The sequence below is a fragment of the Fodinicola acaciae genome (assembly GCF_010993745.1).
Lineage (GTDB): Bacteria > Actinomycetota > Actinomycetes > Mycobacteriales > HKI-0501 > Fodinicola > Fodinicola acaciae.
Genome location: NZ_WOTN01000002.1, coordinates 241,163 through 264,547, shown reverse-complemented (window position 1 = coordinate 264,547; position 23,385 = coordinate 241,163). Strand labels below are relative to the sequence as shown.

Genomic DNA, 23,385 nt, shown 5'->3' with positions numbered 1-23,385 from the left:
CGCTGAAACGGCCCGACGTGCGGGCGGTTTTCGTTGCCATGCGGTCGTTTTGCGTTTTCTCGTCCGACCGCTACCTTGACATTGGCAGCGACGGGGAGCACCTATATGCCACCCCCGAAAATTCCGGGTCGGAGGCGGACATGACAGAACAGGTGGCTGACGGCGGCACGGTCAGATCGCGACAGGTGTCGGCAGAACTGCGCCGATTACGACGAGCGGCCCGCCTGACCGCCACCGAGGTCGGCGCCTTGTTGGGGATGTCGCAGAGCAAGATCAGCCGGATGGAGACCGGAAAACGCGGCCTGAAGGTCGACGAAGTCGCCGCGCTGCTTGGTCTTTACAAAGTACACGCGTTAAGAAGAGTCGAAATTCTCAACATGGTCCGCGAAGCCGACCGCCCAGGCTGGGTTTGGCTGCACGGACAACGCCTGCCGGATCAGTGGGCCACCCTGATCGAGCTGGAGACGAACAGCTGCGCGCTGTGGAGCTACGAACCACTGTGGATTCCGGGAATGTTGCAGACAGCCGACTACGCGCGCGCCGTTATCGCCGGCGTTTCCGAGGTCTCATTGTCGGAAACCGAACTGGACGTACGAGTGGCGGCGCGGCTCGGCCGGCAAAGCCTGCTGTCGCGACCACTGCCGCCGGAGGTGCACGTCCTGCTCTACGAGCCGGCCTTACGCGTACCCGTTGGCAGTCCACGGATACTCGCCGCGCAGCTGCGCCACCTCGTGGAGATGACGTTGCGCCCACGCGTGACCCTGCAGATCGTTCCACTGGCGGCAGGTCCGCATCCTGGCCTGGAAGGCCCATTCATGATCATGAAATTTCCGGCCGATCCACCCCTCATCTACCTGGAAAACCGCGTACAAAGCACGTTCCTGGAGGAGGTCCCGCATATCGAAAGCTATAGGCTGGCATGGGAGCGCATCGCGGCAAGAGCGCTTCCTGCGAAGCGGTCGGTGGAGCTTATCGCCAGAGCCGCGGCTGACCTGGTTCGATCTGCGGAGGGAAGACATGACCAGCACAGACTTCGCTAGAACACCGTGGCGCATCAGCAGCCGCAGTGGCAGTTCGGGCAACTGCGTGGAAGTTGCCGGTGTGGCATACGCGGTTGGCGTACGCGACACGAAGGATCGCGACGGTGGCACACTGGTGTTCTCGGCTGGTTCGTGGACGCGATTCCTTCGCTGGTCGGCCGTTTAAGAATTGTGTAAGAGCCGCGCGAGCCTTCTCGAGAATGGTCATCTGACGGGTTTTCCCGGCACGGAAGGTGGTCCCGCGCACACTCACTGTGCGTAATCGGCGGCCGATCGGCTTCCGTCCAGCGTTTTTAGAAAACCTCAACTCTGCGGTGGTTTCCTGTCCGGTGTGTGGGGTTCGGGTCTGTCCGGGGGACGGGGGCGAGCAGCCTCGCAATGCTCGGGGGAAGAGAAGGTCGGCGTTCGCCGGCGCTTCTCCAAGGCGCCACACGGCAGACGGGGTGGGACGGCCGGGCCCACGACAATCGGGGGATCGTGGGTCCGGACGTGAACTCCGGCGCTGCGCCGCCATCCACGAACTGAGGTTTTCGCCGACCTCTCAGGTGGGCCAGCGTATATCCACCATCGAGGCAACACCCCGACCGGGCTTTCGGGGGGACCGGGGTGTTGCCTCCTGGCGTAACTATCGGTAGTTGATAATGGCTGCGTACGCGTCGATGACAGGAGAACCGAAAATGCGGCGGATCGTCCGTGGGTTGGCAGTTGTCGGACTGGTGGCGGGGATCGGTTTCGCCGTCTACGCGCTCACCCGGATGGCCAGGGAAGGGTCTGCCGACCAGTTCGACGACTTCACCCCGGCGCCGGCGAGCCCTGACGACAAACCTCGCGAGGACGAGGAGCCGGCCGAGGAGAAGGCCCGGCCCGGCAAGGTCGAACCACAGAGCAACCAGTGGGACATCCGGCCGCCGGCTCCGCGAGACTGAGGATCGGTCAGTGGCTCCCTGAGGTGGGCCACCATCGACTCCACTCGGCTAACACGGCCTGGCACGACTCGGCGATCTGACTCACGATCTCAGCCCGTTCACCGGCCGCTGGCGCCGAAGCCGCCGTGGCGCCGGCCGACTTCTCGAAAACGGCGAAGTGTTCCTCGGTGAGCGGCCACGCCGGCAGGCCGGTCACCTCTCGGCAGGCCAACGCGAATCCGGCGAGCGTGTCGGCACGTCGCGGATCGATGGTGAGACTGAGCTCGGCGCCGACGAACACCGCGAGGATCGCCGTCCGCAGGTCACCGAACGCCAGCGAGGTCAGCATGCTTTTGCGCAGGTGTTTGACCGCGTGCGGGACATTGCCGGCCAACCGCTCCAGATCGGCCGTCGCGAGGTGGATGTATGTGCGGTCGATCGGCCGGTCGTGTCCGAGTTCCAGGCTCCGGCGCAGATCCGCGCGCGCCGAGTCGTAGTCGCCGAGCCGAGCCTGAGCCCAGCCGCGATAGGCGTACGCCTCGATGACGACGCTCGGTGGCAACGCGCCCGGATCCGAGACCAGTGGTGCGGACTCCAGCAGCGATCGCCGTGGATCGCCGTTCATCAGGTGGAAATTGGCCAACCGGTAGCTGTTCAGATAGCCGACGTTGGGATGCGAGTCCGCCATCGCGGCAGCTCGTTCCAACAGCGCGAGTGCGCGGTCGAGCCGGCCCCAATGGGTGAACATGCTGCCGGCGTTGGTCAGCCGACGCGCGAAAAGCACCTTGTCGCCGGTCGCCTCGGCGTGTTTCAGACTTTCCTCGATGATCCCGAGACACTGCCGGTCGGCGGTCAGGAAACGGCAGGACGCTATGCCGACACAGATGTCCGAGCGTCGCCGGAAGTCGTCCTCGGATTTTCCTGTCAACAGTCGGAGAGCGGTTTCCAGGTGGGACCGTGCCTCCAGCGGCCGTCCCTGCAGATAAGCCAGCCGGCCGGCCCAGTGCCGCAGCCGCCCGTGGCTGGCCGCCGACAGCACGTCCCATCGCTGCAGTGTCCGCTGGGTGAAGTCACGCGCCGTCTGCAGATTACCGAAGTCGAAATCGAAAACCGGCCGTGCGGCGGCCAACAGCTCGGCGGCGTTGGTCGTCATGTGTTCGTCGGTCGACTCCAGTGCCCATTCCAGGGCCGAATAAAGATCGTCGATGTGCGCACGTACAACGGCGATCTGCGCCGCGCGATGCGGGTCGTTCACCTCGCCGATATTGGTCATCTGACCGAAACACCAGTCGAGGTGACGGCGGCGTGTGGCGTCGAGATCGGACTCGTCGGTGCCGTCGGCGGCGAACTCGCGGATCGGGATGAGCAGGCGATAGCGTACATGTCCGCCCTCGTCGACGGCCTGGATCATCGAGTTGTCGACGAGATTCGCCAGCAGCGTAGGGATATCCAGCGGATCGATGCCGTCGTGACCGCACACCTGCTCGGCCGCCGGCAGGTCGAAAGCGGTCGGGAAAACCGCCAGCCGCGCCAAAAGCCGGCGTTCGGCCGGCGGCAGAAGCTGTGCGCTCCATTCGTAGGTCGCCTTCAACGCGCGTTGGTGCGGCAGCCGATGATCCGAGGCCGCGGCGATCACCGACGCACTGTTTTCCAGCCGCTCAGCCAAATCCGCGATCGACATCGCCCGCAGCCGGGCGGTGGCCAGCTCGATCGCCAGCGGCAGGCCTTCGACGTGCCGGCAAATCCGCGCGATGACCGGCAGTTGGCTGTCGGTGTCGATGCCACGGCGTACCCGGTGAGCGAGGTCGACGAACAGCTGTACGGCAGGGCTGGCAAGCAAAACCGCGCCGCGCGTCTCCCCCTCCGGCGGCAACTCCAGCGGCGGCACCTCGTAAACCGTCTCCAGCGGCCAGCCCAGCTGGCGCCGCGAGGTGACCACGATCCGCAGTGACGGACACGCGCGTACGAGCTGATCGGCCAGCCGGTTGCAACTGGCGCGTACGTGCTCGGCGTTGTCGAGCACGATGAGCCGGCGCTGGCCCTGCAGCGTACGTACGACGGCGCCGATGGCCGACTCGCGGCCATTTGGCCGTGCCTGGATGGTCGATCGCAGCGCCTCGGCGACCAGTCCGGAACCCTCGTCGGCGCGGTCCGGCTCGGCCGGCAGCCGGCCGCACTCGACCACGACGACGCCGTCGGCCACCACGCCGAGGTCGCTGTCGAGCATCTGTTGCGCGGTGGCCAGACCCAGCGCGGTTTTTCCGGCGCCGCCTGGACCGACCAGCGTGACGACCCGGTTGTTTCGCACGAGCTGGACGAGCTCGGGAAGCGCGCCGTCGCGGCCGACCAGCGCGCGCTGGTCGGGCGGCCGGCCGAGCCAGCGGCGGATCGGCATCAGCTCGGTGAGGTCGACGGTCTCGCGCTGGTTGGCCAGCTCCTCGTCGGCCTGCAGCAGCGCCAGGTGCGCCTCCCGCAGCTCGCGGCTGGGGCCGATGCCGAACTCCTCGGCCAGCTGCCGGCGGGTCCGCTCGAAGATCTCCATCGCGCGACCCGGCTGACCGGTCACCGCGTACGTGGTCATCAGCCGCATCTGCAGCGACTCGCTCAGCGGCTCGGCGGCGGCCAGCGCCGGCAGCCAGCCGAGCACGTCGTCGGCGGCGCCGGCCTGCAGCTGCACGTCGGCGCAGTCGACCGCGGTGCCGAGATATTCCTGCTCGATCGCGGCCACGCTCGGATGCAGCCGGAGGGCGCCGCCGAGGTCGTCCAGGAACGGCCCGGTCCGCAGGCCGATCGCCTCGGTCAGCATCGCGGCGGCCTGGCGCAGGTCGCCGGCCTGCCGCGCACCGTACGCGGCGGTCACCAGCTCGCGAAACCGCAGCAGGTCGATCGCGACCTGGTCGGCGCTCAGCTGATAGCCGCCGCCCCTGGACAGCAGCAGGCGGCTCTGCGTGCGGGTCTTCTTGCTGGTCGTACGGCCCGGCTCCAGTGCCTGGCGGAGGTTGGCGACGTAGGTCTGCACGGTCGCGGACACCCGCGGCGGCGGCGCGTCGCCCCAGACGAAGTCGATGATCGCGTCGCGGGACACCGACCGGCCGCCGGCCAGCGCCAGCACCGCCAGCACGGCGCGCTGCTTGGGACCGCCGAGCGCGACCTCGACCTCGATGCCGTCGGCGAGGTGCCACGCGCGCACCGGACCGAGCACACAGAGCCGGACCGCCTTGCCTGTCCGCCGCTCCGCATCCTGCCCAGTCGTCGTCGCGTCCAGCACCGCCCCGCCCCCTCGCAGCGACTCCATCCTAGACAAATCCGGGCTCATTCGGTCCGGACCCAAGCAAATTGCTCAGCAGTGAGCTGCGGTTTTAGAGAATCTGGAGCGATCGTTGGCAGAATCGGCGAGTCTGGCTCATCCAGAAAGCGGGGATTTCGATGGTTGACGGCGTTTCGCTCGGCTGAAGGCCCGGCTAGGGCCCGGCTCCGGCCGTCCCAGGCGCGCTGGCACCATCGTTGAGCATGAGCGCAGCCAGCCGCGGTCGCAAGAAGAAGACCGACTATTTCGCCAGCATCCTGGAGACCTTCGGCGAACTCATCGACAACCCGGACGCGCTGGCCGCCGAGACCATGGCGTCCAGCCTGATCAGCACCGAGCTGACACCGGTCGAGCCGTACGGCGTCGACGACTCCGGACTGCTGCCGATGATCGAGTACGCGGCGAGCAAGGCCGACCGGTGGGGGCTGTGCTTCCTGCGCGCCATCGCCGCCGTGGCGATCAGCGACCAGGTGCGTACGACCGCCGGCAAGGTCGCCGAGACGATCGCCGCCGACGGCGTACGCGAGCCGGCCTGGGTCGCCACCGACCCGGAGCCGGGCCGGTGCTGGCAGCTGTCCGACGTGTTCGGCGACGGCATGCTGGTGCTCGCGCAGTTCAGCCGCGGCGATGAGACGCATGCCGTCTCCGGGTTCGTCGAGCCGGGTTTTCCGTACGGCATCAGCCAACAGGTCGGCGTGACCGACGACCTTGAGGCCGCGCTGGCCACGATGAAGGCCGAGGCGGAGGAGGACGAGCTCTACCGCTTCGAGACGATCTCGATGTCGACCGCGATGCGGCTGCTGCGCGACGGCATCCCCAACGCCGTCGATCTCTATGGCGGCGGCCCTGGCGATGACGACGACCCAGCGGCGACGTATTTCGCGCTGGTCTATGCCAGATGCCGCTCGCTCGGCCTGGCCTTCACCCAGGTCAGCGACGACGAGCCGGCGCTGCCGGAGGAGGCCGACCGGATCGTCGCGGAGTTTCTCGGCACGCTGCCGGGCAAACAGCCGGTCGCGAGGGCCCTGGCCGGCGAGCTGGTGTCCTTTGGCTGGACCTACGACGCGCAGCGGATGTGCCGCGTGAGCCCGTCGCTGTTCGAGCGGTTTCTGCTGGAGTACGTGCCGAACGAGGTCAAGCTGACACCCGAGGCGGTCGCCGCGCTGCCGGACGCCATGCGTGCTTGGTGCGCCTGGGTCGCCGGCCAGATGCGGCTCTCAGCCGCGGCCCGCGGCGTACTCGCGACCGGTCTCGAGGAGACGCTGGAGCAGTTTCCGGCACGCTACAAGAACTCACGCGGCTCCCGTTCGGGTCACGCACCGGGGTCGCAGGCCCGTACAGCCGAACCGGCGATCCCCGACGACACGCCGCTGTTCGACCTCTGACCTACCCGCTACACCGCGAAACTGTCGTACCTGTGCCGTTATGTTTCCCCCACCCATTCCGGGTGGGGGGTGGGTTGAGAGGTTGCAAACATAGAAGTTGATCTTGGTCTGGCGCTGTGGAGCGCTAAATGCGGCTTTCGTCGGGTTCGCTGATGCCCGCATGGACCCCTTGCGTGCGTCCAGCGCACGCAGGGACCCCTTGCGTGCATGGCCTCGTGTGACCGAGATGACCAGAGGGACCATAGCGACCGAGGAGGCGCATGAGGTGGGCGAGCAAGATCAACTTCCAACTCATCTAAGTTTCCAACGCGAACCCACCCCCCACCCGATCTGGGTGGGGGCCCAGATTGGCAAGGGGGTACGACAGTTTCGGGGTGTAGCGGGTAGTTGGGGTGCGTAGGGCCGGCGTTGGACTGTCGGGGGGCGCTGGGACGATCGGGGTATGCCAATGAGCAAGGGCCGTAAGAAGAAGTCCAAGCGCCGCGACAAGCGGCCGAGTGCGGCTCAGGCGTATTCGGCGGTCATTCGTGAGTTCGAGGGGGTGGCGGCCGATGATCCGTTGTTGGCGGAGATGCTCGCGTCCGACCACCTGAGCGCTGGCGCGCAGGTGGACGAGGAGATGCGGCCGGACGACACCGCGTTCCTGAAAGTGGTCGACTTCGCCGGCCGACGTACGAGTCGCGGGGCGCTGACGATGCTGCGTGCGTTGCAGACCATCGGCATGACGCCGGACGTGCGGCAGGCGGCGATGGAGGCGGCCGAGAAGGTGGCGGCGGCCGGCGTGCCGGAGCCGGCCTGGCTCGACCGGATCGACCGGGTCGAGGGCGGCCGGTGCTGGACGATCAGCGACGCGTACGGCGACACCGTGACGGTCATCGCCGAGTTCGCGCGCGACGGGCAGCGCCACGCCATCCACGCGCTGGTCGACACCACGCTCCTCAACGGCGCGCTGGAGGGCATCGGCATCGTCGACTATGTGGACGAGCTGGCCACCGAGTTCCAGCACGAGGTCGACGCCGACCCGCTCAGCGCGATGGCCGAGGTGCCGCTGGCCAGCGGACTGGAGATCGTACGAAGCGCGATGCCGATGGCGATGATCGAGCAGGACGAAGAAGAAGAGGACGACGAACGACCCGCGGCGGCGTACGCACCGCTGCTGTACGCGCGCTGCCGCGCCATCGGCATGGCCGACGCACGGCCGGTCGAGCCGGAGCCACTCAACGAGGTGACGATCGGCGACATCGTCGACACCTTCATGGAGTCCGAGCCGGAGCTGACCGATCCGGCGGCGGCGCGGCTCATCGTCCAGCTGTTGGCCGAGTACGGATGGATGAGCGACGCGCAGCGGCCGACCCGGCCGAGCCCAGCCAAGTTCGCCGCGTACCTGCTCGACCACCTGCCTCGCGTCTACGCGCTGCCCGAGCGCTATCGGGCCGCCGTGCCGGAGGCGATGCGCGCGTGGACGGCGTGGACGGCCGCCAAGCTGCCGGCCGCGGCTCTCGACGCGCTCGCCGAGGACCTCGACGAACTGCTGGACGAGTTCGCCGCCGACTATCCGAAGGCTGCCGGCGACGCCGCGATCATCGTCACCGACGACGGCCAGTTCATCGCGGCTCCGGGCCTCGAGCTGAGTTAGGGGAAGCATGCGGTTGTGTGTGTTCTGCGGGTCGCAGCTCGGCCGCGACGACGTGTACGCGTCGGCCGCGCGTGAGCTGGGACGAGGCCTCGCCGAGCGCGGCATCGAGCTGGTGTACGGCGGCGCCGCGGTCGGCACGATGGGTCAGCTGGCCGACGCGGCGCTGGCCGCCGGTGGCACGGTCATCGGCGTCATCCCGGAGGCGATCTTCAGCCAGGAGGTGCCCCACCAGGGCCTGACGCGGCAGATCGTGGTGGCCGACATGCATCAGCGCAAGGCCAGGATGGCCGAGCTGGCCGACGGTTTCATCGCGCTGCCCGGCGGCGCCGGCACGCTCGAGGAGACCTTCGAGGTGTGGACCTGGGCGCAGATCGGCCTGCACGGCAAGCCGGTCGCGCTGCTCGACGTCGCCGGCTACTACCAGCCGCTGCGCGTGTTCCTGGACAACATGGTGACCGAGCGGTTTCTCCGGCAGCGGCACCGCGACATGCTTTTCATCGAAAACGACCTCGACGCGCTTTTGGCGAGGTTTGCCGCGTACACACCACCTAGTGTGAAACCGATAGTCCGCTGAGTAGCCGTTGGGACCACGACATCCTGACCATAAGGACTCTGATCCTGTGACCGGGGGTCGCACAGACCGCTCCGGCAGGCATACTGGGACGTAATGACGCCGCCGCTCCAGCTGTTCAGCTCACGCCGCAAGACGCCTGCGCCGACGCAGGGGGACGACACTCCCACGGTCGACCTGGTCAAGCGGCCGGATTCGGATGCGCCGACCAAGGTCGAGCCGGCCGTCGTCACCAGGAAGCGGCCGAAGGTGACCGCACCGAAGAGCAGGAAGTCGGTGCCGGTGGTGCCGGAGGAGTCGTGGGTGATGCCGGCGCTGCCGCGCAAGCCGCGGCTGTCGGAGGTACGCGACGGCAAGCGGCGCGCGCACCGCGCGCTGGCGTTCCGCGCACTCGGCTATCTCGGCATCGCGCTGATCATCGCCGGTGTCTCCTTCCTGCTCGTGCCGCAGGTGCGCGCGCGCAACGCGGCGCTGCAGGTCGTGCCGGCGCCGAGCCAGAGCACGCCGGCGGCACCGTCGGCACCGGATCCGTTCGTCAGTCCGACCCCGGCGCCGTCCGCGACCGCGTCCGGTGCGCCGGTGCAGCCGAACGTCCAGGCCGGCCCCGCCATGTATGCCGTGTGGGCCCAGAGACTGTCGCCAAAGCTGAACATCCCGGTCGTCGCGCTGCAGGCCTACGCGTACGCACAGGTCGCGCAGAACGCCGCGACCCCCAACTGCAACATCTCCTGGACGCTGCTGGCCGGCATCGGCCGGGCCGAGTCCGACCACGGCCAGGAGAAAGGCTCGGTGCTCAACGCCGACGGCACCAGCACACCGCCGATCCTCGGCATCCGGCTCACCTCGATCCGCGACACCGACAACGGCCAACTGGACGGCGACACGCAGTATGACCGCGCGGTCGGGCCGATGCAGTTCATCCCGAGCACGTGGAAGATTTACGCCAGCGACGCCAACGGCGACGGGAAGGCCGACCCGTTCAACATCAACGACGCGGCGCTGGCCTCCGCCAAGCTGCTCTGCGCCAACGGCCGCAACCTGCGCAACGGCACCGACTGGGGTGCGGCCGTTTACGCGTACAACCGGGTCAACACCTACGTCGCCAACGTCTACAAGTACGCCGACACGTACGCGCGACAGAGCCTGGCCAGCTGACACGCCAAAACTGTCGGTGCCCCCTGGAAGACTGATTTCAGGGGACCTTCGTCCCCCCGGGGGCCCGTGGAACCCCCCGAATCAATTCTTCCGGCGGCGACCGACAGTTTCGACGTGGACCAGCGCCCGCCGCGAAGACGTGTGGCGGTCAGTTGCAGGTGAGGGTGGCGGCGCCCCAGTCGGCGTGGTCCCAGGTGTTGCCGTCGCCGCCGTCGTTGACCCGCAGGTCGACGATGCGTACGCCGGTCACGTCGGCGGTCAGCTGACCGCCGGCCTGGTTGCCGCGGAACACCGGGCTCTGGGCCAGCGTCCTGTCGTCACCGACGACGGAGAAGCCGACCGAGCCGTTGCCGTGCGTCTCGTCGTCCACGCCGACCGTCGCGCTGAAGGACGTGCAGTGGCCGCCGAGATAGATGCGTACGGTCGACGGCGCGTGTGCGCCGATGCCGGTGGCGAACTTGACGCCGTCGATGCTCATCGGATTGCCGTCGCCGGGCTGGTTCTCACCGTTGCTGGTGTTGCGCTCGACCGGTCCCCAGCCGTTACCGGTGGAGATGAACGGCAGGCTGGAGGCCTGCACCTGACCGGCCGGCGGCGGCTGCGCTACCACCGCGGAGACCGTCTGCGAGGCCTGCTGCTGGCCGCGGATCGTCACATAACGCGCGGAAACCCCGACCTCGACCTTGTCGCCACCACCGCCGGTCGGCGCCAGCTTCCAGGTCGCGGTCCACGACTGGTGCGGCTCGACCTTGCGCGTACGCACCGTCGCCGCACCGTCGACCTTCCAGCCGGCCGGCGCGGTGGCGGTCATCGACGGCACGAGCAGCGGCGTGGAGCCGTCGTTGTAGAGGGTCGCCAGCGCCTGGAACGGCCGGTCCTTCTCCACCACCTCGTCCAGGCCGACCGACAGTGTGGACAGCGGCGACAGCGTACGGCCGGAGCCCGGCCAGATCCGGAACATCGCGGCGCCGTGCACCGGCAACGACGCCCGGATCATCGCGTCGGCCTGATATTCCCTGCCGGTCCACAGATCGCGTACGCGATAGGAGCCGGCGTCCGGCAGGCCGATCGCGGCGGTCGTGGTGGCGGCCATCGCCGCAATCGGACTCCGATTGAGCAGCACGACCGCGGCCGAGCCGTCGGACATCGGCTTGGCCCAGATCTGCGTCTGGCCGTTGCCGCTGACCAGCGCGCCCTGCCGGCCACCCCAGTCCTGGTCGACCGCGATCACGTCCCGGTTGAGCAGGATCTTCCTGGTCGCCTCCGACATCGTACGAAGATCGTTGCCGGCCAGCAGCGGAGCGTTGAGCAGGGCCCACAGGCTGAAATGCGCGCGATATTCCGCTTCGGTCATGCCGCCGTTGCCGACCTCCAGCATGTCGGGGTCGTTCCAGGCGTTCGGATGCGAGTACGCCTCCAGACCGACCTGCTGGTCGAGAATGCCGAGCACGCTGGAAAACGAGTCGGTGATGTCGCCGGTCGTACGCCACAGCTGGCCGCCGGCGCTCTCGCCCCACAGCCACGGCTTGTTCTGTCCCCACTCGCACAGGCTCAACACGATCGGCCGGCCGGTGTTGCGCAGCGCCTTCGCCATCGCCGTGTAGCGCTCGATCGCCGGACGGCCTTGGTTGTTGCAGTTGTCGTATTTCAGATAGTCGACACCCCACGCGGCCCAGCTGTTCGCGTCGGTCTGCTCGTGGTCGAGGCTCGCCGGATAGCCGGCGCAGGTCAGCGTGCCGGCGGACGAGTAGATGCCGAGCTTGAGGCCCTTGCTGTGCACGTAGTCGGCCAGACCCTTGATGCCGCGCGGAAACTTCACCGGATCCGGTACGAGCTCACCGGCCGCGTTGCGCTCGTGGGTCATCCAGCAGTCGTCGATGTTGACATACCGATAGCCGGCCTTGGCCATGCCGCTGGCCACCATCGCGTCCGCGGTCTCGCTGACCAGCTTGTCGCTGACCTCGCAGCCAAACTTGTTCCAGCTGTTCCACCCCATCGGCGGAGTCTTCGCCAGCTGCACCGGCTCGTCGGCGTACGCCGTGGCCGGCGTCAGCGCGAAGACCAGGACGAGCGCTGATATGGTCGCCAACCTGCGCATACGTATCCCCTTGTCGGGCGATGTCGGTGCGCAGGATTTTACTTGCCGGCAACAGGAAACTCGCCGGTCGCGGCTGGCCAGCACAGGCCACTCACAGCTTTGGCCGCATGGCCACCATGCTTGCGTCGGACGCAAGCATGGTGGCCATGCGGCCAAGCTATCGCCCCGCGGAATATGGAGACAGGCCCTAGGCGAAAAGGCGCGCGGCTTCGGTGGCCCAGTAGGTGAGGATGATGCCGGCGCCGGCGCGGCGGATCGACGTGAGCGTCTCGGTGATCACCCGGTCGCGGTCGAGCCAGCCGTTGGCGATCGCCGCCTCGGCCATCGCGTACTCACCGGAGACGTGATAGGCCGCCACCGGCACGTTCACGTGGTCGGCGACCCGCCGGATGATGTCCAGATACGGCAGGCCGGGCTTGATCATCACGATGTCGGCGCCCTCGGCGATGTCGAGCTCCACCTCGCGCAGCGCCTCGATCGCGTTGGCCGGATCCTGCTGGTAGGTCTTCCGGTCGCCTTCCAAGGACGACTCGATGGCCTCACGGAACGGCCCGAAGAACGCGGACGCGTATTTGGCCGAGTAAGCCAGAATCCCGACGTCCTGGTGACCGGCCCGGTCCAACGCCACGCGTACGGCGCCGACCTGGCCGTCCATCATCCCGCTCGGGCCGACGAACTGCGCACCGGCCTCAGCCTGCGCGACCGCCATCTCGGCGTAACGGGCCAGCGTCGCGTCGTTGTCGACCGTGCCGTCCTCGGCCAGCACACCGCAGTGACCGTGGTCGGTGAACTCGTCCAGGCACAGGTCGCTCATCAGTACGGTCGAGTCGCCGACCTCGGCGCGCAGCTCCAGCAGAGCGGCGTTGAGAATGCCGTCCGGATCGATGCCGACCGAGCCGGTCGCGTCCTTCGACTCCGGCGTGGGAATGCCATAAAGCATGATGGCGCCGACGCCGGCCTCGACCGCTTCGGTGGCGGCTTTGCGCAGCGACTCCAGCGTGTGCTGGACGACGCCGGGCATCGAGGCGATCGGCACCGGCTCCGGCACGCCGTCCTTCACGAACATCGGCAGGATCAGGTTTTCCGGCCGTACGTGCGTCTCCGCGACGATCCGCCGCAGCGGCGCGGACGTGCGCAGCCTGCGCGGCCGCACCGCTGGAAAACCACCCAGCGGGAGCGGCAGATCAGCTACGTCGAAACCACTCGATGCATGTCGTCGTGCCATTTCCACCGCTCTCCTTTGAGACAGCTAACGGGCCGCCCGGCCCGCGCTGGGCCCCTGGACCTTCGCTCCGCGCCGCGGCTTGACCGGGTTGTTGGCCATCTTTTCCCGCAGTTCCACGGCATACGTGGCCAGCGCCGCGACCAGCTCCGGCACGTTGGCGACCTCCGGCTGCACGTCCACGCGCAGCCCCAGCTCGCCAGCGGTCTCGGCCGTCTTCGGACCGATGCACGACACGACAGTACGCGCATGCGGTTTGCCGGCGATACCGACCAGGTTCCGCACGGTGGAGGACGAGGTGAACAGCACCGCGTCGAACCCGCCGGACTTGATCGCGTCGCGGATCTCGGCCGGCGGCGGCGCCGCCCGCACGGTCCGGTAGGCGGTCACGTCGTCGACCTCCCAGCCGCGCTCGATCAGCCCGGCGGCCAGCGTCTCGGTCGCGATGTCGGCGCGTGGCAGCAAAATCCGGTCGATCGGGTCGAGAACCGAGTCGTACGGCGGAAAGTCGGCCAGCAGGCCCTCCGACGACTGCTCGCCGCTCGGCGTCATCTCCGGCTCGATGCCGAAGGCACGCACGGCGTCGGCCGTCGCGTCCCCGACGCAGGCGATCTTCACACCGGCGAAGGCACGCGCGTCCAGGCCAAACTCGGTGAACTTCTCCCGGATCGCCTTGACCGCGTTGGTGGAGGTGAAGACGACCCACTCGTAGCGGCCGGTCACCAGGCCCTTGATGGCGCGTTCCATCTGCGCCGGCGTACGCGGCGGCTCGACCGCGATGGTCGGCACCTCGGTGGTGATCGCGCCGTACGCGTGCAGCCGCGCGCTCATCGCGCCGGCCTGCTCCTTGGTCCGCGGCACGAGGACTTTCCAGCCGTACAACGGCCGCGACTCCCACCACGACAGCTTTTCGCGCAGCGGTACGTTCGCGCCGATGGTGACCACGACGGTGTCGTAGAGACCGACCGCCGCGTCCACCAGACCGTCCAATGTGGACACCGAGGACGACTGGGTGTCGCCGGTGCCGTCACCGGTCACGCAAAGCGGCGCGTCCGGCGCGACGCCGGCGGCCAGCAGGCCGTCGCGCAGCGCCGGCAGGTCGGCGGCGTTGGCGGTGATCACCACGGTGCCGGGAAGCCCGGCGACCTGGCCGAAGTCCACGCTCAGGATGTCGCGCGCGTCGACCTCGGCGTGCAGGCCGCCGACCGGCGTGCCGGCGTACGTGGACACCCCGCCGGCGTGGCTGATGCCCGGCACGACCTCGAAAGGCACGTTGGTGCGCGCGACCGCCTGCGCCTCCTTCACGACCGAGTCGGAGGAGAACGGGTCGCCGGAGACGAGGCGTACGACCGAGCGGCCGGACCGCGCACCGGAGAGCAGCACCTTGGCCACGTCACCGGAGGCACCCTCGGCGACGCTGATCTCCAGGCCCTCGGGAGCCTTCGCGGTCAGCAGCTGCAGGATCACCTTCGGTATGCCGTTGTCGTGCACCAGGTGCTCGGCCTTTTCCAGCGCCGCGTACGCGCGCTGCGTGAGCAGGCCGGGGTCGCCGGGCCCAGCCCCGACGAAGGTGATCTGGCCGGTGGTTTTCCGGGACATCTTTAGGTTCTCTTCTCCATCAGTTCGGCAGCACCGGCGTCCAGCAGCGCGGCGGCAAGGCGCCGGCCGAGGCCGTCGGCGTCACGTACGTTTCCAGTGGCGGACATCCGGATGGCGTCCGACCCGTCGGTCGCGGTCACGCTGGCGGTGAGCGCCAGCGTCACCTCGCCGTCTTCGCCAACCGCCGGGACCGCGTGCGCGGCCACGGTCGAGTCGCACCAGACCGAGGTCGCGAGGTCGACCTCGGCCAGCACCGCGCGCTCGGCGGCCACCGCCGCGCGGGAGTTCGGATCGTCGAGGATCGTGAGCATGTCCGCGAGCGGACCCTCGGTGCGGCATTCCACCGCGAGCGCACCCTGCGCCGGGGCCGGCAGCACGATGTCGTCGGCGATGACCTCCGTGACGTCGGCGAGCCGTCCCAGCCGGGACACCCCCGCGTACGCGATGACCACCGCATCCAGCTCTCCACCCGTGACCTTTCCCATCCGGGTGTCAATGTTTCCGCGAATTGGCACGATTTCCAAATCCGCGCGGAAGGCTCGCAGTTGCGACACGCGCCGCGGCGCGCCGGTGCCGACCCGCGCACCGGGCGGCAGCGTCGCCAGCGTGAGGCCGTCGCGGGCCACCAGCACGTCCGCCGGGTTCTCGCGTTTTGGCACCGCGGCAAGGGAAATCCCCGGCGCCGGCGCGGTCGGCAGGTCCTTGTACGAGTGCACGGCGATGTCGATGTCGCCGGACAGCAACGCTTCGCGCAGAGCGGACGTGAAGACACCGGTGCTGCCGAGCTCGGCGATCGGTGCGTGTGAGGTGTCGCCGTGCGTCGTGACGTGCACGATCTCGACCGTGCAGCCTGGACACCGGTCGAGTGCGTCGGCGACGGTGCCGGACTGCGCCAGCGCCAGTTTGCTGGCGCGCGTCCCCAGTCTCACCGTGCCGATCATCGTCTGCTGACCTAGAGACGTGTCTCCAGGGGTCATGCCTCACCATCCGTTGTCGTGACCACCGGCGCGACCGCCTCGTTGGCGGAGAACACCGCCGGAGCCGCGGCCGCCGCCGTGTCCAGGCCGAAGAGCTCGCGCAGTGCGGAGGCGTACGCCTGGCCGTTCGGCGAGCTGGCCAGTTCCTTCACCCGTACGGTCGGCACGTGCAGCAGCGTGGCGACCACGCGGCGTACCGTCCGCTCGACCTCTGACCGACTGTGGTCATCGAGGTCCGGCAGCCGCGACGACAGCCGGCCGAGCTCGGAGGCCACGACCTCGTCGGCACGCGCCCGCAGCGCGGCGACCGTCGGTGTCACGTCGACCGACCGTTGCCAGGCCAGGAAAGCCGCGACCTCCTCGGCGACGATCGCGTTTGCCGCCGTCACCTCCGCCTGCACGGCGACCGCGTCGCTGTGCGCCTGATCGCCGAGCGAGGCGATGTCGACCAGGTGTACGCCGTCGAGCTCGCCGACCGCGGGGTCGACGTCACGCGGCACCGCCAGGTCGATGACCAGCTGCGGACGCGCGTCGCCGAGCGTCTCGACGGTGAGCACGGTCGCGGTCGACGCGGTCGCGGTGACCACGATGTCGGCCCTACGCAGTGCCCGCGGCAGGTCGTCGAACCGTACGACGTCGACCGGGGTTTCCAGCGTGCGCGCGAGCCGCGCGGCCCGGATGCCGGACCGGTTGGCCAGCGTCAGCGACTCGACCCCGGAGCGCAGCAGCGTGGCGGCGACCAGCGCGCCCATCGAGCCAGCGCCGATGACCAGCGCGGACGCACCGGCGACCGGCCTGGTCGCGGCCGAGCCGACCTGCAGCGCGAGGCTGACCACCGACTGGCCGGCGCGGTCGATGCCGGTCTCGGTGTGTACGCGCTTGCCGACCCGCAGTGCCTGTTGCATCAGCTCGTGCAGCAGCCGGCCCGGCGCGCCGAGCTCGGCGGCCGCGTTGTACGCGCCGCGCAGCTGGCCGAGGATCTGGCTCTCGCCGACCACCATCGAGTCCAGGCCGCCGGCGACCTCGAACAGGTGCTGCACGGCGTCGTCGGCGTAGTGCACGTACAACGACTGCGCCAGGTCGCCGATGTCGACGCCGAGTCGGCCGGCCAGCACCGTACTGACGTCGTGCAGGCCGCCGTGGAAGGTCGCGACCGTGGCGTAGAGCTCGACGCGGTTGCAGGTGGAAAGGACGACGACCTCGCCGACGTTCGGGCCGGCCAGCAGGTCCCTGGTCAACGCCGGACGGTCGGCCGTGCCGGCCACCGCTTTCTCCAGCAGAGCGACGCTCGCGGTGTGGTGGGACAGGCCGACCACCAGGATGCTCATCCGCCGATCACCTCTTCGTTGACGCCCTTGCCGGGAAACCGGCGCAGGGCGCGCCGCTTGAGATTGCTCGGCTTCAGGCTCGACGGCAACACGCCGTTCTTGCTCTGATTGTCCGCCGGCTGCTTGGCCGCTTCCAGCCGCCGGTGCTCGTGGAAGGACAGGATCTGCAGCTCGATGGCCAGATCCACCTTGCGCACCTCGACCCCGTCGGGCACCTGCAGCACGCACGGTGCGAAGTTGAGGATGCTGCGTACACCGGCCGCCACCAGCCGGTCGGCGACCTGCTGGGCGGCGGTCGGCGGCACGGTGATCACGCCGATCGACACCTGGTGCTCGGTGACCACCTCTGGCAGCTCGTCCACGTGCCGCACGGTCAAGCCCTCCACCACCTCGCCGACGGTCGCCGGATCGGCGTCCAGCAGCGCTGCGATCCGGAAGCCCCGTGACGCGAATCCCGCGTACCCGGCGAGTGCGTGGCCAAGGTTACCGATGCCGACCAGTGCCACCGGCCAGGAACGGTTGAGTCCGAGGGTCGTCGAGATGAGCTCGATAAGCATCCGGACCTCGTAGCCGACGCCGCGGGTGCCGAACGAGCCCAGATGCGAGAGGTCCTTGCGCAGCTTCGCCGAGCCGACGCCGGTCAGCTGGGCCAGCTCCTCGGAGCTGACCGTCTCCGAGCCGCTCTCGGCGAGCGTGTGCAGCGCGCGGAGGTAGACCGGGAGCCTGGCGACCGTGGCGTCGGGTAGCCGACCGTCGGGTCGTACCGTCGGCTGCAGGTCGGACAACGTCTTCTCCACCGTTTCTCACGTGCGGTAACCCCACCGGAGCAGGTGATCCGCCGGTGGACGTGTCAACGGTAACCGCTTGTGAACGTAGGAACAAAGTCGCCGGTCAAAGGTGGTCCTTTTGGTGTCTGGTCTCACTTGCTATGGTTGTTGCAAACCGTACGTACGTCTTGGGAGAGCGGGATGTGGGATCCAGGCACGTATCTGAAGTTCGCCGACGAGCGGTCGCGACCGTTCCATGACCTGGTCGCACGGATCGGAGCCGCCGCGCCGCGTACGGTCGTCGACCTCGGGTGCGGACCCGGCGACCAGACCGTCACCCTTGCCGCTCGCTGGCCGTCGGCGCGGATCGTCGGCATCGACTCGTCACCGGAGATGATCTCGCGCGCGCTCGAGTCGCCGGGCGACGTGTCGTTCTCGGTGGGCGCGGTCGAGGAGTGGAAGCCTTCTTCTGACGTCGACGTCGTCATCTCCAACGCCACTTTGCAGTGGGTCCCTACACATCGCGAGCTGCTGTCGGAGTGGATCCCGCTGCTCAACGCCGACGCGTGGCTGGCCTTCCAGGTGCCGGGCAACTTCGACTCGCCGTCGCACGTACTCATGCACGAGGTGGCCGCTTCCGGTCCATGGTCTGGACAGCTGACCGGGCTGCGCGGCAGTGGCGCCGTCGACACTCCTTCCGCGTACGCCACGCGGCTGATGGACCTGGGGTGCGTGGTCGACGCCTGGGAGACGACGTATCTGCACGTACTGCCGGCCGTCGAGGGCGAGCATCCGGTGTTGAGGTGGATGAGCGGCACGGCTCTGCGTCCGGCGCGGCAAGCGCTGTCGCCGTCGGACTACGCCGCCTTCGTGGCCGCGCTGGAGCCGCGGCTGGCCGAGGCGTATCCGGTGGTCGACGGTCGTACGCTGCTGCCGTTTCGCCGCGTCTTCGTCGTCGCGCACCGCTGACATGGCCGCATGGCCACCATGCGTGCATCAGACGCGCGCATGGTGGCCATGCGAACCTCGGGCCTGTCCTAGAAGCGCCAGCGGGTGGAGCGGGCGGAGTGGATGAGGCGAGCGAGCGCGGCGTTGAGCTGCGACAACGTACGCGCGATCAGGGGCATCGCCAGGTAGGCGAAGACGATCGCCGAGAACAGGATCCAGAGCGCCCCGTACCAGTGCGCCGGCAGGTGCCGGACCAGCGGATACCACAGCACGCTGAAGTCCGGCGTGTAGTTGCACAGCACCTCGAGCTGGAAGTTGTGGGACTTGCACACGGTCAGGTCGCGCGCGTCGAAGTAGACGGCGGCGCAGATGCCGACCCACGTCGACAGGCCCCACACCACCAGCGCGAACAGGTTGAGCCACAGCCGCTCCGACGGCCGCCACAGCAGCGCGGCGACGGCGAGGGAGGCCGGGATCGCGGCGAACAGGAAGAACCGCGGGCCCCAGGTGAAGCCGCCGTTCCACGACCACCATTTCGCGTACGCGATCACCAGGCCGGCGAGGAACAGCAGCCACAGCGCGTACGCGTCCCACAGGCCGGCCCTGCGCAGCAGCGACCGCACCGGCAGCAGGATCCCCGGCGCGAAGAACACCAGTCCCTTGCCGAAGGACAGCATGATCGACAGCAGTCCGAACAGGAACGGATAGCTGAAGCCGGGCAGGCCGGAGTACGGCATCACGGTTTTGAAGCCGGCCAGGCCGTTGTAGCCGGAGTCGAGCGGACTGCCGCGCCGGACCCAGTTTTCCAACGCGATCAGCGCGACCGCCGCGACGCCGACGAGCACGTACCGCAGCCGCCGGTCCTGCCAGATCTTGCGCAGCACGACCAGCGCCAAGCCGCCGAGCGCCGCGGGCGTGTTGGCGACGCCGATCGCGATCGCCGTCCAGCCGCCGTGCGCTCGCATCGCGACGGCCATCAGGCCGACGCCGACGGCAAGCGCGGTCAGCGGCTCGCTGTTGTACTGGCTCAGGTGTGCCGGAAACATCGAGCCGACGATCAACACCAGGAAGAACCGCCTGGTCAGCGCCGGGTCGACGCGGTCGCGCAGCAGCCAGTACGTCCAGCCGAGCGCGACCGCGAAGAGCACCAGGTTGTATTGCTCCACCACCGGTTTGGGGTTGTTGAGCAGATACGCAGGCAGTGAGAACAGGTGACCGATGATCGGATGCGGGTCGTCATTCAGCACGCCGGTGTGGATGAACTGGTCGAGTGCCTTGTAGCGCGCGAGCGCGTCGCCGAGCACGTTGTGCGGCATCAGGAAGCCGAGCCCGACCAGCCCGACCAGGATCAGCCCCGTCTCGGCGTACGCACGCCACTTCCCCGAGTCGTCGTCATTGACCACCTGGCCAATCTAGCGAGCGCGTTGGATCGGCATGTACGTCTGAACCGGATCGTGCAGCAGAAAGTCGAGGATCAGCGTCGTGCACAGATCCGGCTTTTCCTCCAGCAGCACGTGTGAGGTGCCGGGGACGATCGCCAGCTCGGCCCGTGGAATGTTCGCGTACATCTCGCGCGTGTGGTCGAGTCGCACGATGTCGTCGTCGGCGGCGACAAGGAGCGTACGGCTGGCGATCGTCTTCAGGTCGTCGATCGTCGCCTCCGGCCCGGAGCGCATCGCCCGCTGCACCTTGCGCCACACCACCGGAAAGTGGTCAGCGCCATCCGGCGACACCTCCGCGTACAGCCGCGCGATCATCTCCGGCGGCTCGGCGTTTTCGTCCGGCCCCATCCCGGCCGGCATCGCCTCGCTGTTGTAGAAGCCGCTGACCAGCACCAGCCTGCGCACCAGGTCAGGCCGGGCGAGCGCGGTCATCAGCGCGATCAGGCCGCCGGCCGAATAGCCGAGCAGGTCGGTCGGGCCGGTGAGCCGCTCGATGAAGTCGACGGTGTCCTGGACCAGTACGTCCGCGGTCAGCGGACCGTCGACGTCCGGCGTACGCCCGTGTGCGCGGCGGTCCGGTGTGTAGAGGTGGAAGTGCTCGGCGAGTCGTTTGGTGCAGTGCGCGAAGCACCCGCTGTCGGTCATGCCGCCGTGCAACATGACCAGCGGGTCGCCGGTGCCGAAGTCGTCGTACCAGGCGCGTACGCCTGGCAGCTCCACGTGGTTGGCCATGCCTCTCCTACGTATCAGGTCGGCCGAACTCATCGGTGGGTGTCGTCGAGGGTCGTCACGACGTATCCTCTTAGTTGAAGATTCAACTATCAGGAGATGCCCGCCATGCCGATCCAGCGACTCAACCACGCCGTCCTCTACGTCCGCGACTTCGCCGGCAGCGTCGCCTTCTACCAGGACGTACTCGGATTCCGCGCGGTGCACACGATGCCCGGCCGGGCCGCCTTCCTGCAGGCCGCCGGTTCGACCAACGACCACGACCTCGGCCTGTTCGCGGTCGGCGCGGACGCTCCGTCGCCGGCTCCCGGCTCGGTCGGCCTCTATCACCTCGCCTGGGAGGTCGACACGCTCGCCGAGCTGCGCCGGATCCGCGAGCGACTGGTCGAGGCCGGTGCGCTGGTCGGGCAGAGCGACCACCTGACCACCAAGGCGCTCTATGCCAAGGACCCCAACGGCATCGAGTTCGAGGTGTCGTGGCTGGTGCCGGCGGCGCTGCTGACGCCGGAGCTGACCGAGGCGAGCGCCACGCTGCCACTCGACCTGGACGCCGAGATCGAACGCTACGGCGCCCAGACGCGCGGCGGCATCGGAGTCTCCATCCCCGCCTGACCCCGATCATCCGACGACGCAATCGGATTCCGATCGCGTCGTCGATGGCGGGGGGAGCTCGTACGGTGGGGGGATGCATCGAGAGGCGGCGCGGCGGGCCGGGATTCCGCCGTTCTACGTGATGGACGTGTGGCTGGCCGCCGCCGACCGGCAGCGTACGCACGGCGACCTGGTCAACCTCTCCGCCGGCCAGCCGTCGACGCCGGCGGTCGCGCCGGTACGCGCCGCGGCACACCGAGCACTGGACGACCACGTCCTCGGCTACACCGTGACGCTCGGCATCCCGCAGCTACGCGAGGCGATCGCAGGCCATTACGACCGCACGTACGGCATCGCCGTCGACCCCGCCGACGTGGTCGTCACGACCGGCTCGTCTGGCGGATTTCTGCTGGCATTCCTGGCATGTTTCGATGTCGGAGACCGGGTCGCGCTGGCCAGCCCCGGATATCCCTGCTATCGCAACATCCTGACCGCGCTCGGCTGCGAGGTCGTCGACCTGCCGTGCGGTCCGGAGACCAGGTTTGCGCCGACCGTCGAGATGCTGGCCGGCCTGGACCTCGCCGGCCTGATCGTGGCGTCGCCGGCCAATCCGACCGGCACCGTGCTGGACCCGGCCGAGCTGGCCGCGCTTTCCTTCTGGTGCGCGGAAAACGGCGTACAGCTGATCAGCGACGAGATCTACCACGGTCTCAGCTACGCCGGCCCGGACACCAGCTGCGCCTGGCAGAGCTCGCGCGAGGCGGTCGTGGTCAACTCGTTTTCCAAGTATTTCTCGATGACCGGCTGGCGGCTCGGCTGGCTGCTGATGCCGGAGCGGCTGCGCCGGCCGGTCGACCGGCTGGCCGGAAACTTCGCGATCTGCCCGCCAACACTGCCACAGCTGGCGGCCGTTGCCGCCTTCGAGCCGGACAGTTACGCGGAGGCCGACGGCTTTGTCCGGTCGTACGCGCGCAACCGCGGGATTTTGTTGGATGGCCTGGCAAAGCTCGGCATCGACCGGCTCGCACCGGCCGACGGCGCGTTCTACGCGTACGCCGATGTCAGCCACCTGACCGACGATTCGATGCTGTGGAGCCAAAAACTCCTTGCCGAGACCGGTGTCGCGGTGGCTCCCGGCATCGACTTCGACGTGGCCCGCGGCAGTGCGTACGTCCGCATTTCCTTCGCCGGCGCGCAGGCCGACATCACCGAGGCGCTGCGCCGGCTCGGCCACTGGCTGCCGGCCTGAGCATCTCCTGGATGACGGCGGTCAGCCGTTTCTGGTCCCGCGGCGCGACTTTCGCCACCAGCTCGGCCATCCGCGCGGTGACCTCGGCGTGCGTGTCGGCCGCCAGCGCGCGGCCCTCGTCGGTCAGCTCGACCCAGGTGACCCGCCGGTCGTCCGGATCCCTCGTCCGTATGACCAGACCGCGCTGCTCGGCCCGGTCGACCAGGTTGCTGAGGCCGGACTTCTCCAGGTGCAGGATCTTGGCCAGCTCGGACATGCCGACCTTTTCCCGGACGATGACGGCACAGATCATCTCGACCTGCTGCTGGCTCAGCCGGTTGCGCCGGCCGACCTCGGCGAACAGCCGCAGCACCTGGTGCGACAGGCCGACCAGCGCGGCGGCGAGCTGCGTCGTCTCGTCCACCAGTCGATGCTAAGCCTCGATCCACGGATCGAG

At 68.6% G+C, this 23,385-nt stretch carries 20 protein-coding genes; 10 read left to right on the top strand and 10 right to left on the bottom strand.

Annotated elements, in window-relative coordinates:
- Positions 1 to 17 precede the first annotated feature (17 nt).
- From GNX95_RS16475 to GNX95_RS16465, 3 genes are all read left to right on the top strand, one after another.
- Positions 18 to 1,040 (top strand): helix-turn-helix domain-containing protein, encoded by a 1,023-nt coding sequence (locus tag GNX95_RS16475; RefSeq protein WP_163508300.1) that lies wholly within the window; start codon positions 18 to 20, stop codon positions 1,038 to 1,040.
- Positions 1,018 to 1,206, top strand: a complete 189-nt coding sequence (locus tag GNX95_RS16470; protein ID WP_163508299.1) for a DUF397 domain-containing protein — start codon at positions 1,018 to 1,020, stop codon at positions 1,204 to 1,206. Before GNX95_RS16475 ends, GNX95_RS16470 begins: the two co-directional genes overlap by 23 nt.
- A gap of 511 nt (positions 1,207 to 1,717) precedes the next feature.
- Complete coding sequence (locus tag GNX95_RS16465) at positions 1,718 to 1,966, top strand: hypothetical protein (protein WP_163508298.1); 249 nt, start codon at positions 1,718 to 1,720, stop codon at positions 1,964 to 1,966.
- Between the two features lie 7 nt (positions 1,967 to 1,973).
- On the opposite strand, the gene GNX95_RS16460 is transcribed toward GNX95_RS16465, so the two are convergent.
- The gene (locus tag GNX95_RS16460) at positions 1,974 to 5,213 is read right to left on the bottom strand and encodes an AfsR/SARP family transcriptional regulator (protein ID WP_163508297.1); all 3,240 of its coding nucleotides are present in this window, start codon (positions 5,211 to 5,213) and stop codon (positions 1,974 to 1,976) included.
- 242 nt (positions 5,214 to 5,455) lie between these two features.
- Between GNX95_RS16460 and GNX95_RS16455 the strand changes: the two genes are divergently transcribed.
- The 4 genes from GNX95_RS16455 (at position 5,456) to GNX95_RS16440 (ending at position 9,999) form a co-directional block, all read left to right on the top strand.
- Positions 5,456 to 6,637 carry a hypothetical protein gene (locus GNX95_RS16455; protein ID WP_163508296.1) on the top strand — a complete coding sequence of 394 codons (1,182 nt, stop codon included), beginning with the start codon at positions 5,456 to 5,458 and terminating at the stop codon, positions 6,635 to 6,637.
- Positions 6,638 to 7,079: 442 nt separating this feature from the next.
- Positions 7,080 to 8,273: a hypothetical protein gene (locus GNX95_RS16450; RefSeq protein WP_163508295.1), complete on the top strand. Its 1,194-nt coding sequence runs from the start codon at positions 7,080 to 7,082 to the stop codon at positions 8,271 to 8,273.
- A 7-nt stretch (positions 8,274 to 8,280) separates the two neighbouring features.
- Positions 8,281 to 8,847 carry an LOG family protein gene (locus GNX95_RS16445; protein WP_163508294.1) on the top strand — a complete coding sequence of 189 codons (567 nt, stop codon included), beginning with the start codon at positions 8,281 to 8,283 and terminating at the stop codon, positions 8,845 to 8,847.
- 93 nt (positions 8,848 to 8,940) lie between these two features.
- Positions 8,941 to 9,999: a lytic transglycosylase domain-containing protein gene (locus GNX95_RS16440; protein ID WP_163508293.1), complete on the top strand. Its 1,059-nt coding sequence runs from the start codon at positions 8,941 to 8,943 to the stop codon at positions 9,997 to 9,999.
- 148 nt (positions 10,000 to 10,147) lie between these two features.
- Here the strand turns inward: GNX95_RS16440 and GNX95_RS16435 are convergent, their stop codons facing one another.
- The 6 genes from GNX95_RS16435 to GNX95_RS16410 form a co-directional block, all read right to left on the bottom strand.
- The gene (locus GNX95_RS16435) at positions 10,148 to 12,097 is read right to left on the bottom strand and encodes an NPCBM/NEW2 domain-containing protein (protein WP_163508292.1); all 1,950 of its coding nucleotides are present in this window, start codon (positions 12,095 to 12,097) and stop codon (positions 10,148 to 10,150) included.
- A gap of 187 nt (positions 12,098 to 12,284) precedes the next feature.
- A complete protein-coding gene (gene hemB / locus GNX95_RS16430) occupies positions 12,285 to 13,250 on the bottom strand; it encodes a porphobilinogen synthase (RefSeq protein WP_425483900.1) in 966 nt (321 codons plus the stop codon).
- 96 nt (positions 13,251 to 13,346) lie between these two features.
- The gene (locus GNX95_RS16425) at positions 13,347 to 14,918 is read right to left on the bottom strand and encodes a bifunctional uroporphyrinogen-III C-methyltransferase/uroporphyrinogen-III synthase (RefSeq protein WP_163508290.1); all 1,572 of its coding nucleotides are present in this window, start codon (positions 14,916 to 14,918) and stop codon (positions 13,347 to 13,349) included.
- Positions 14,919 to 14,920: 2 nt separating this feature from the next.
- Positions 14,921 to 15,895: a hydroxymethylbilane synthase gene (gene hemC, locus GNX95_RS16420; protein ID WP_222853706.1), complete on the bottom strand. Its 975-nt coding sequence runs from the start codon at positions 15,893 to 15,895 to the stop codon at positions 14,921 to 14,923.
- Complete coding sequence (locus GNX95_RS16415; protein ID WP_163508289.1) at positions 15,892 to 17,223, bottom strand: glutamyl-tRNA reductase; 1,332 nt, start codon at positions 17,221 to 17,223, stop codon at positions 15,892 to 15,894. The genes hemC and GNX95_RS16415 overlap by 4 nt, the downstream gene beginning before the upstream one ends.
- On the bottom strand, positions 17,220 to 18,020 hold the full coding sequence (locus tag GNX95_RS16410) for a redox-sensing transcriptional repressor Rex (protein WP_163508288.1): 801 nt from the start codon (positions 18,018 to 18,020) through the stop codon (positions 17,220 to 17,222). Before GNX95_RS16410 ends, GNX95_RS16415 begins: the two co-directional genes overlap by 4 nt.
- Before the next feature lie 171 nt (positions 18,021 to 18,191).
- Between GNX95_RS16410 and GNX95_RS16405 the strand changes: the two genes are divergently transcribed.
- Entirely contained in the window at positions 18,192 to 18,959 is a 768-nt protein-coding gene (locus GNX95_RS16405; RefSeq protein ID WP_163508287.1) for a trans-aconitate 2-methyltransferase, read from the top strand.
- Between the two features lie 68 nt (positions 18,960 to 19,027).
- On the opposite strand, the gene GNX95_RS16400 is transcribed toward GNX95_RS16405, so the two are convergent.
- Both GNX95_RS16400 and GNX95_RS16395 read right to left on the bottom strand, forming a co-directional pair.
- On the bottom strand, positions 19,028 to 20,341 hold the full coding sequence (locus tag GNX95_RS16400; protein WP_163508286.1) for a hypothetical protein: 1,314 nt from the start codon (positions 20,339 to 20,341) through the stop codon (positions 19,028 to 19,030).
- Between the two features lie 9 nt (positions 20,342 to 20,350).
- Positions 20,351 to 21,112 carry an alpha/beta fold hydrolase gene (locus GNX95_RS16395; RefSeq protein WP_163508285.1) on the bottom strand — a complete coding sequence of 254 codons (762 nt, stop codon included), beginning with the start codon at positions 21,110 to 21,112 and terminating at the stop codon, positions 20,351 to 20,353.
- Between the two features lie 105 nt (positions 21,113 to 21,217).
- On the opposite strand from GNX95_RS16395, the gene GNX95_RS16390 reads away from it, so the two are divergent.
- Positions 21,218 to 21,721, top strand: coding sequence for a VOC family protein (locus GNX95_RS16390; protein ID WP_163508284.1), 504 nt, complete (start codon positions 21,218 to 21,220; stop codon positions 21,719 to 21,721).
- 73 nt (positions 21,722 to 21,794) lie between these two features.
- Positions 21,795 to 22,949: a pyridoxal phosphate-dependent aminotransferase gene (locus GNX95_RS16385; RefSeq protein WP_163508283.1), complete on the top strand. Its 1,155-nt coding sequence runs from the start codon at positions 21,795 to 21,797 to the stop codon at positions 22,947 to 22,949.
- On the opposite strand, the gene GNX95_RS16380 is transcribed toward GNX95_RS16385, so the two are convergent.
- Complete coding sequence (locus GNX95_RS16380) at positions 22,906 to 23,352, bottom strand: MarR family winged helix-turn-helix transcriptional regulator (protein WP_163508282.1); 447 nt, start codon at positions 23,350 to 23,352, stop codon at positions 22,906 to 22,908. The two genes, GNX95_RS16385 and GNX95_RS16380, sit on opposite strands and share 44 nt — an antisense overlap.
- Positions 23,353 to 23,385: the final 33 nt, after the last annotated feature.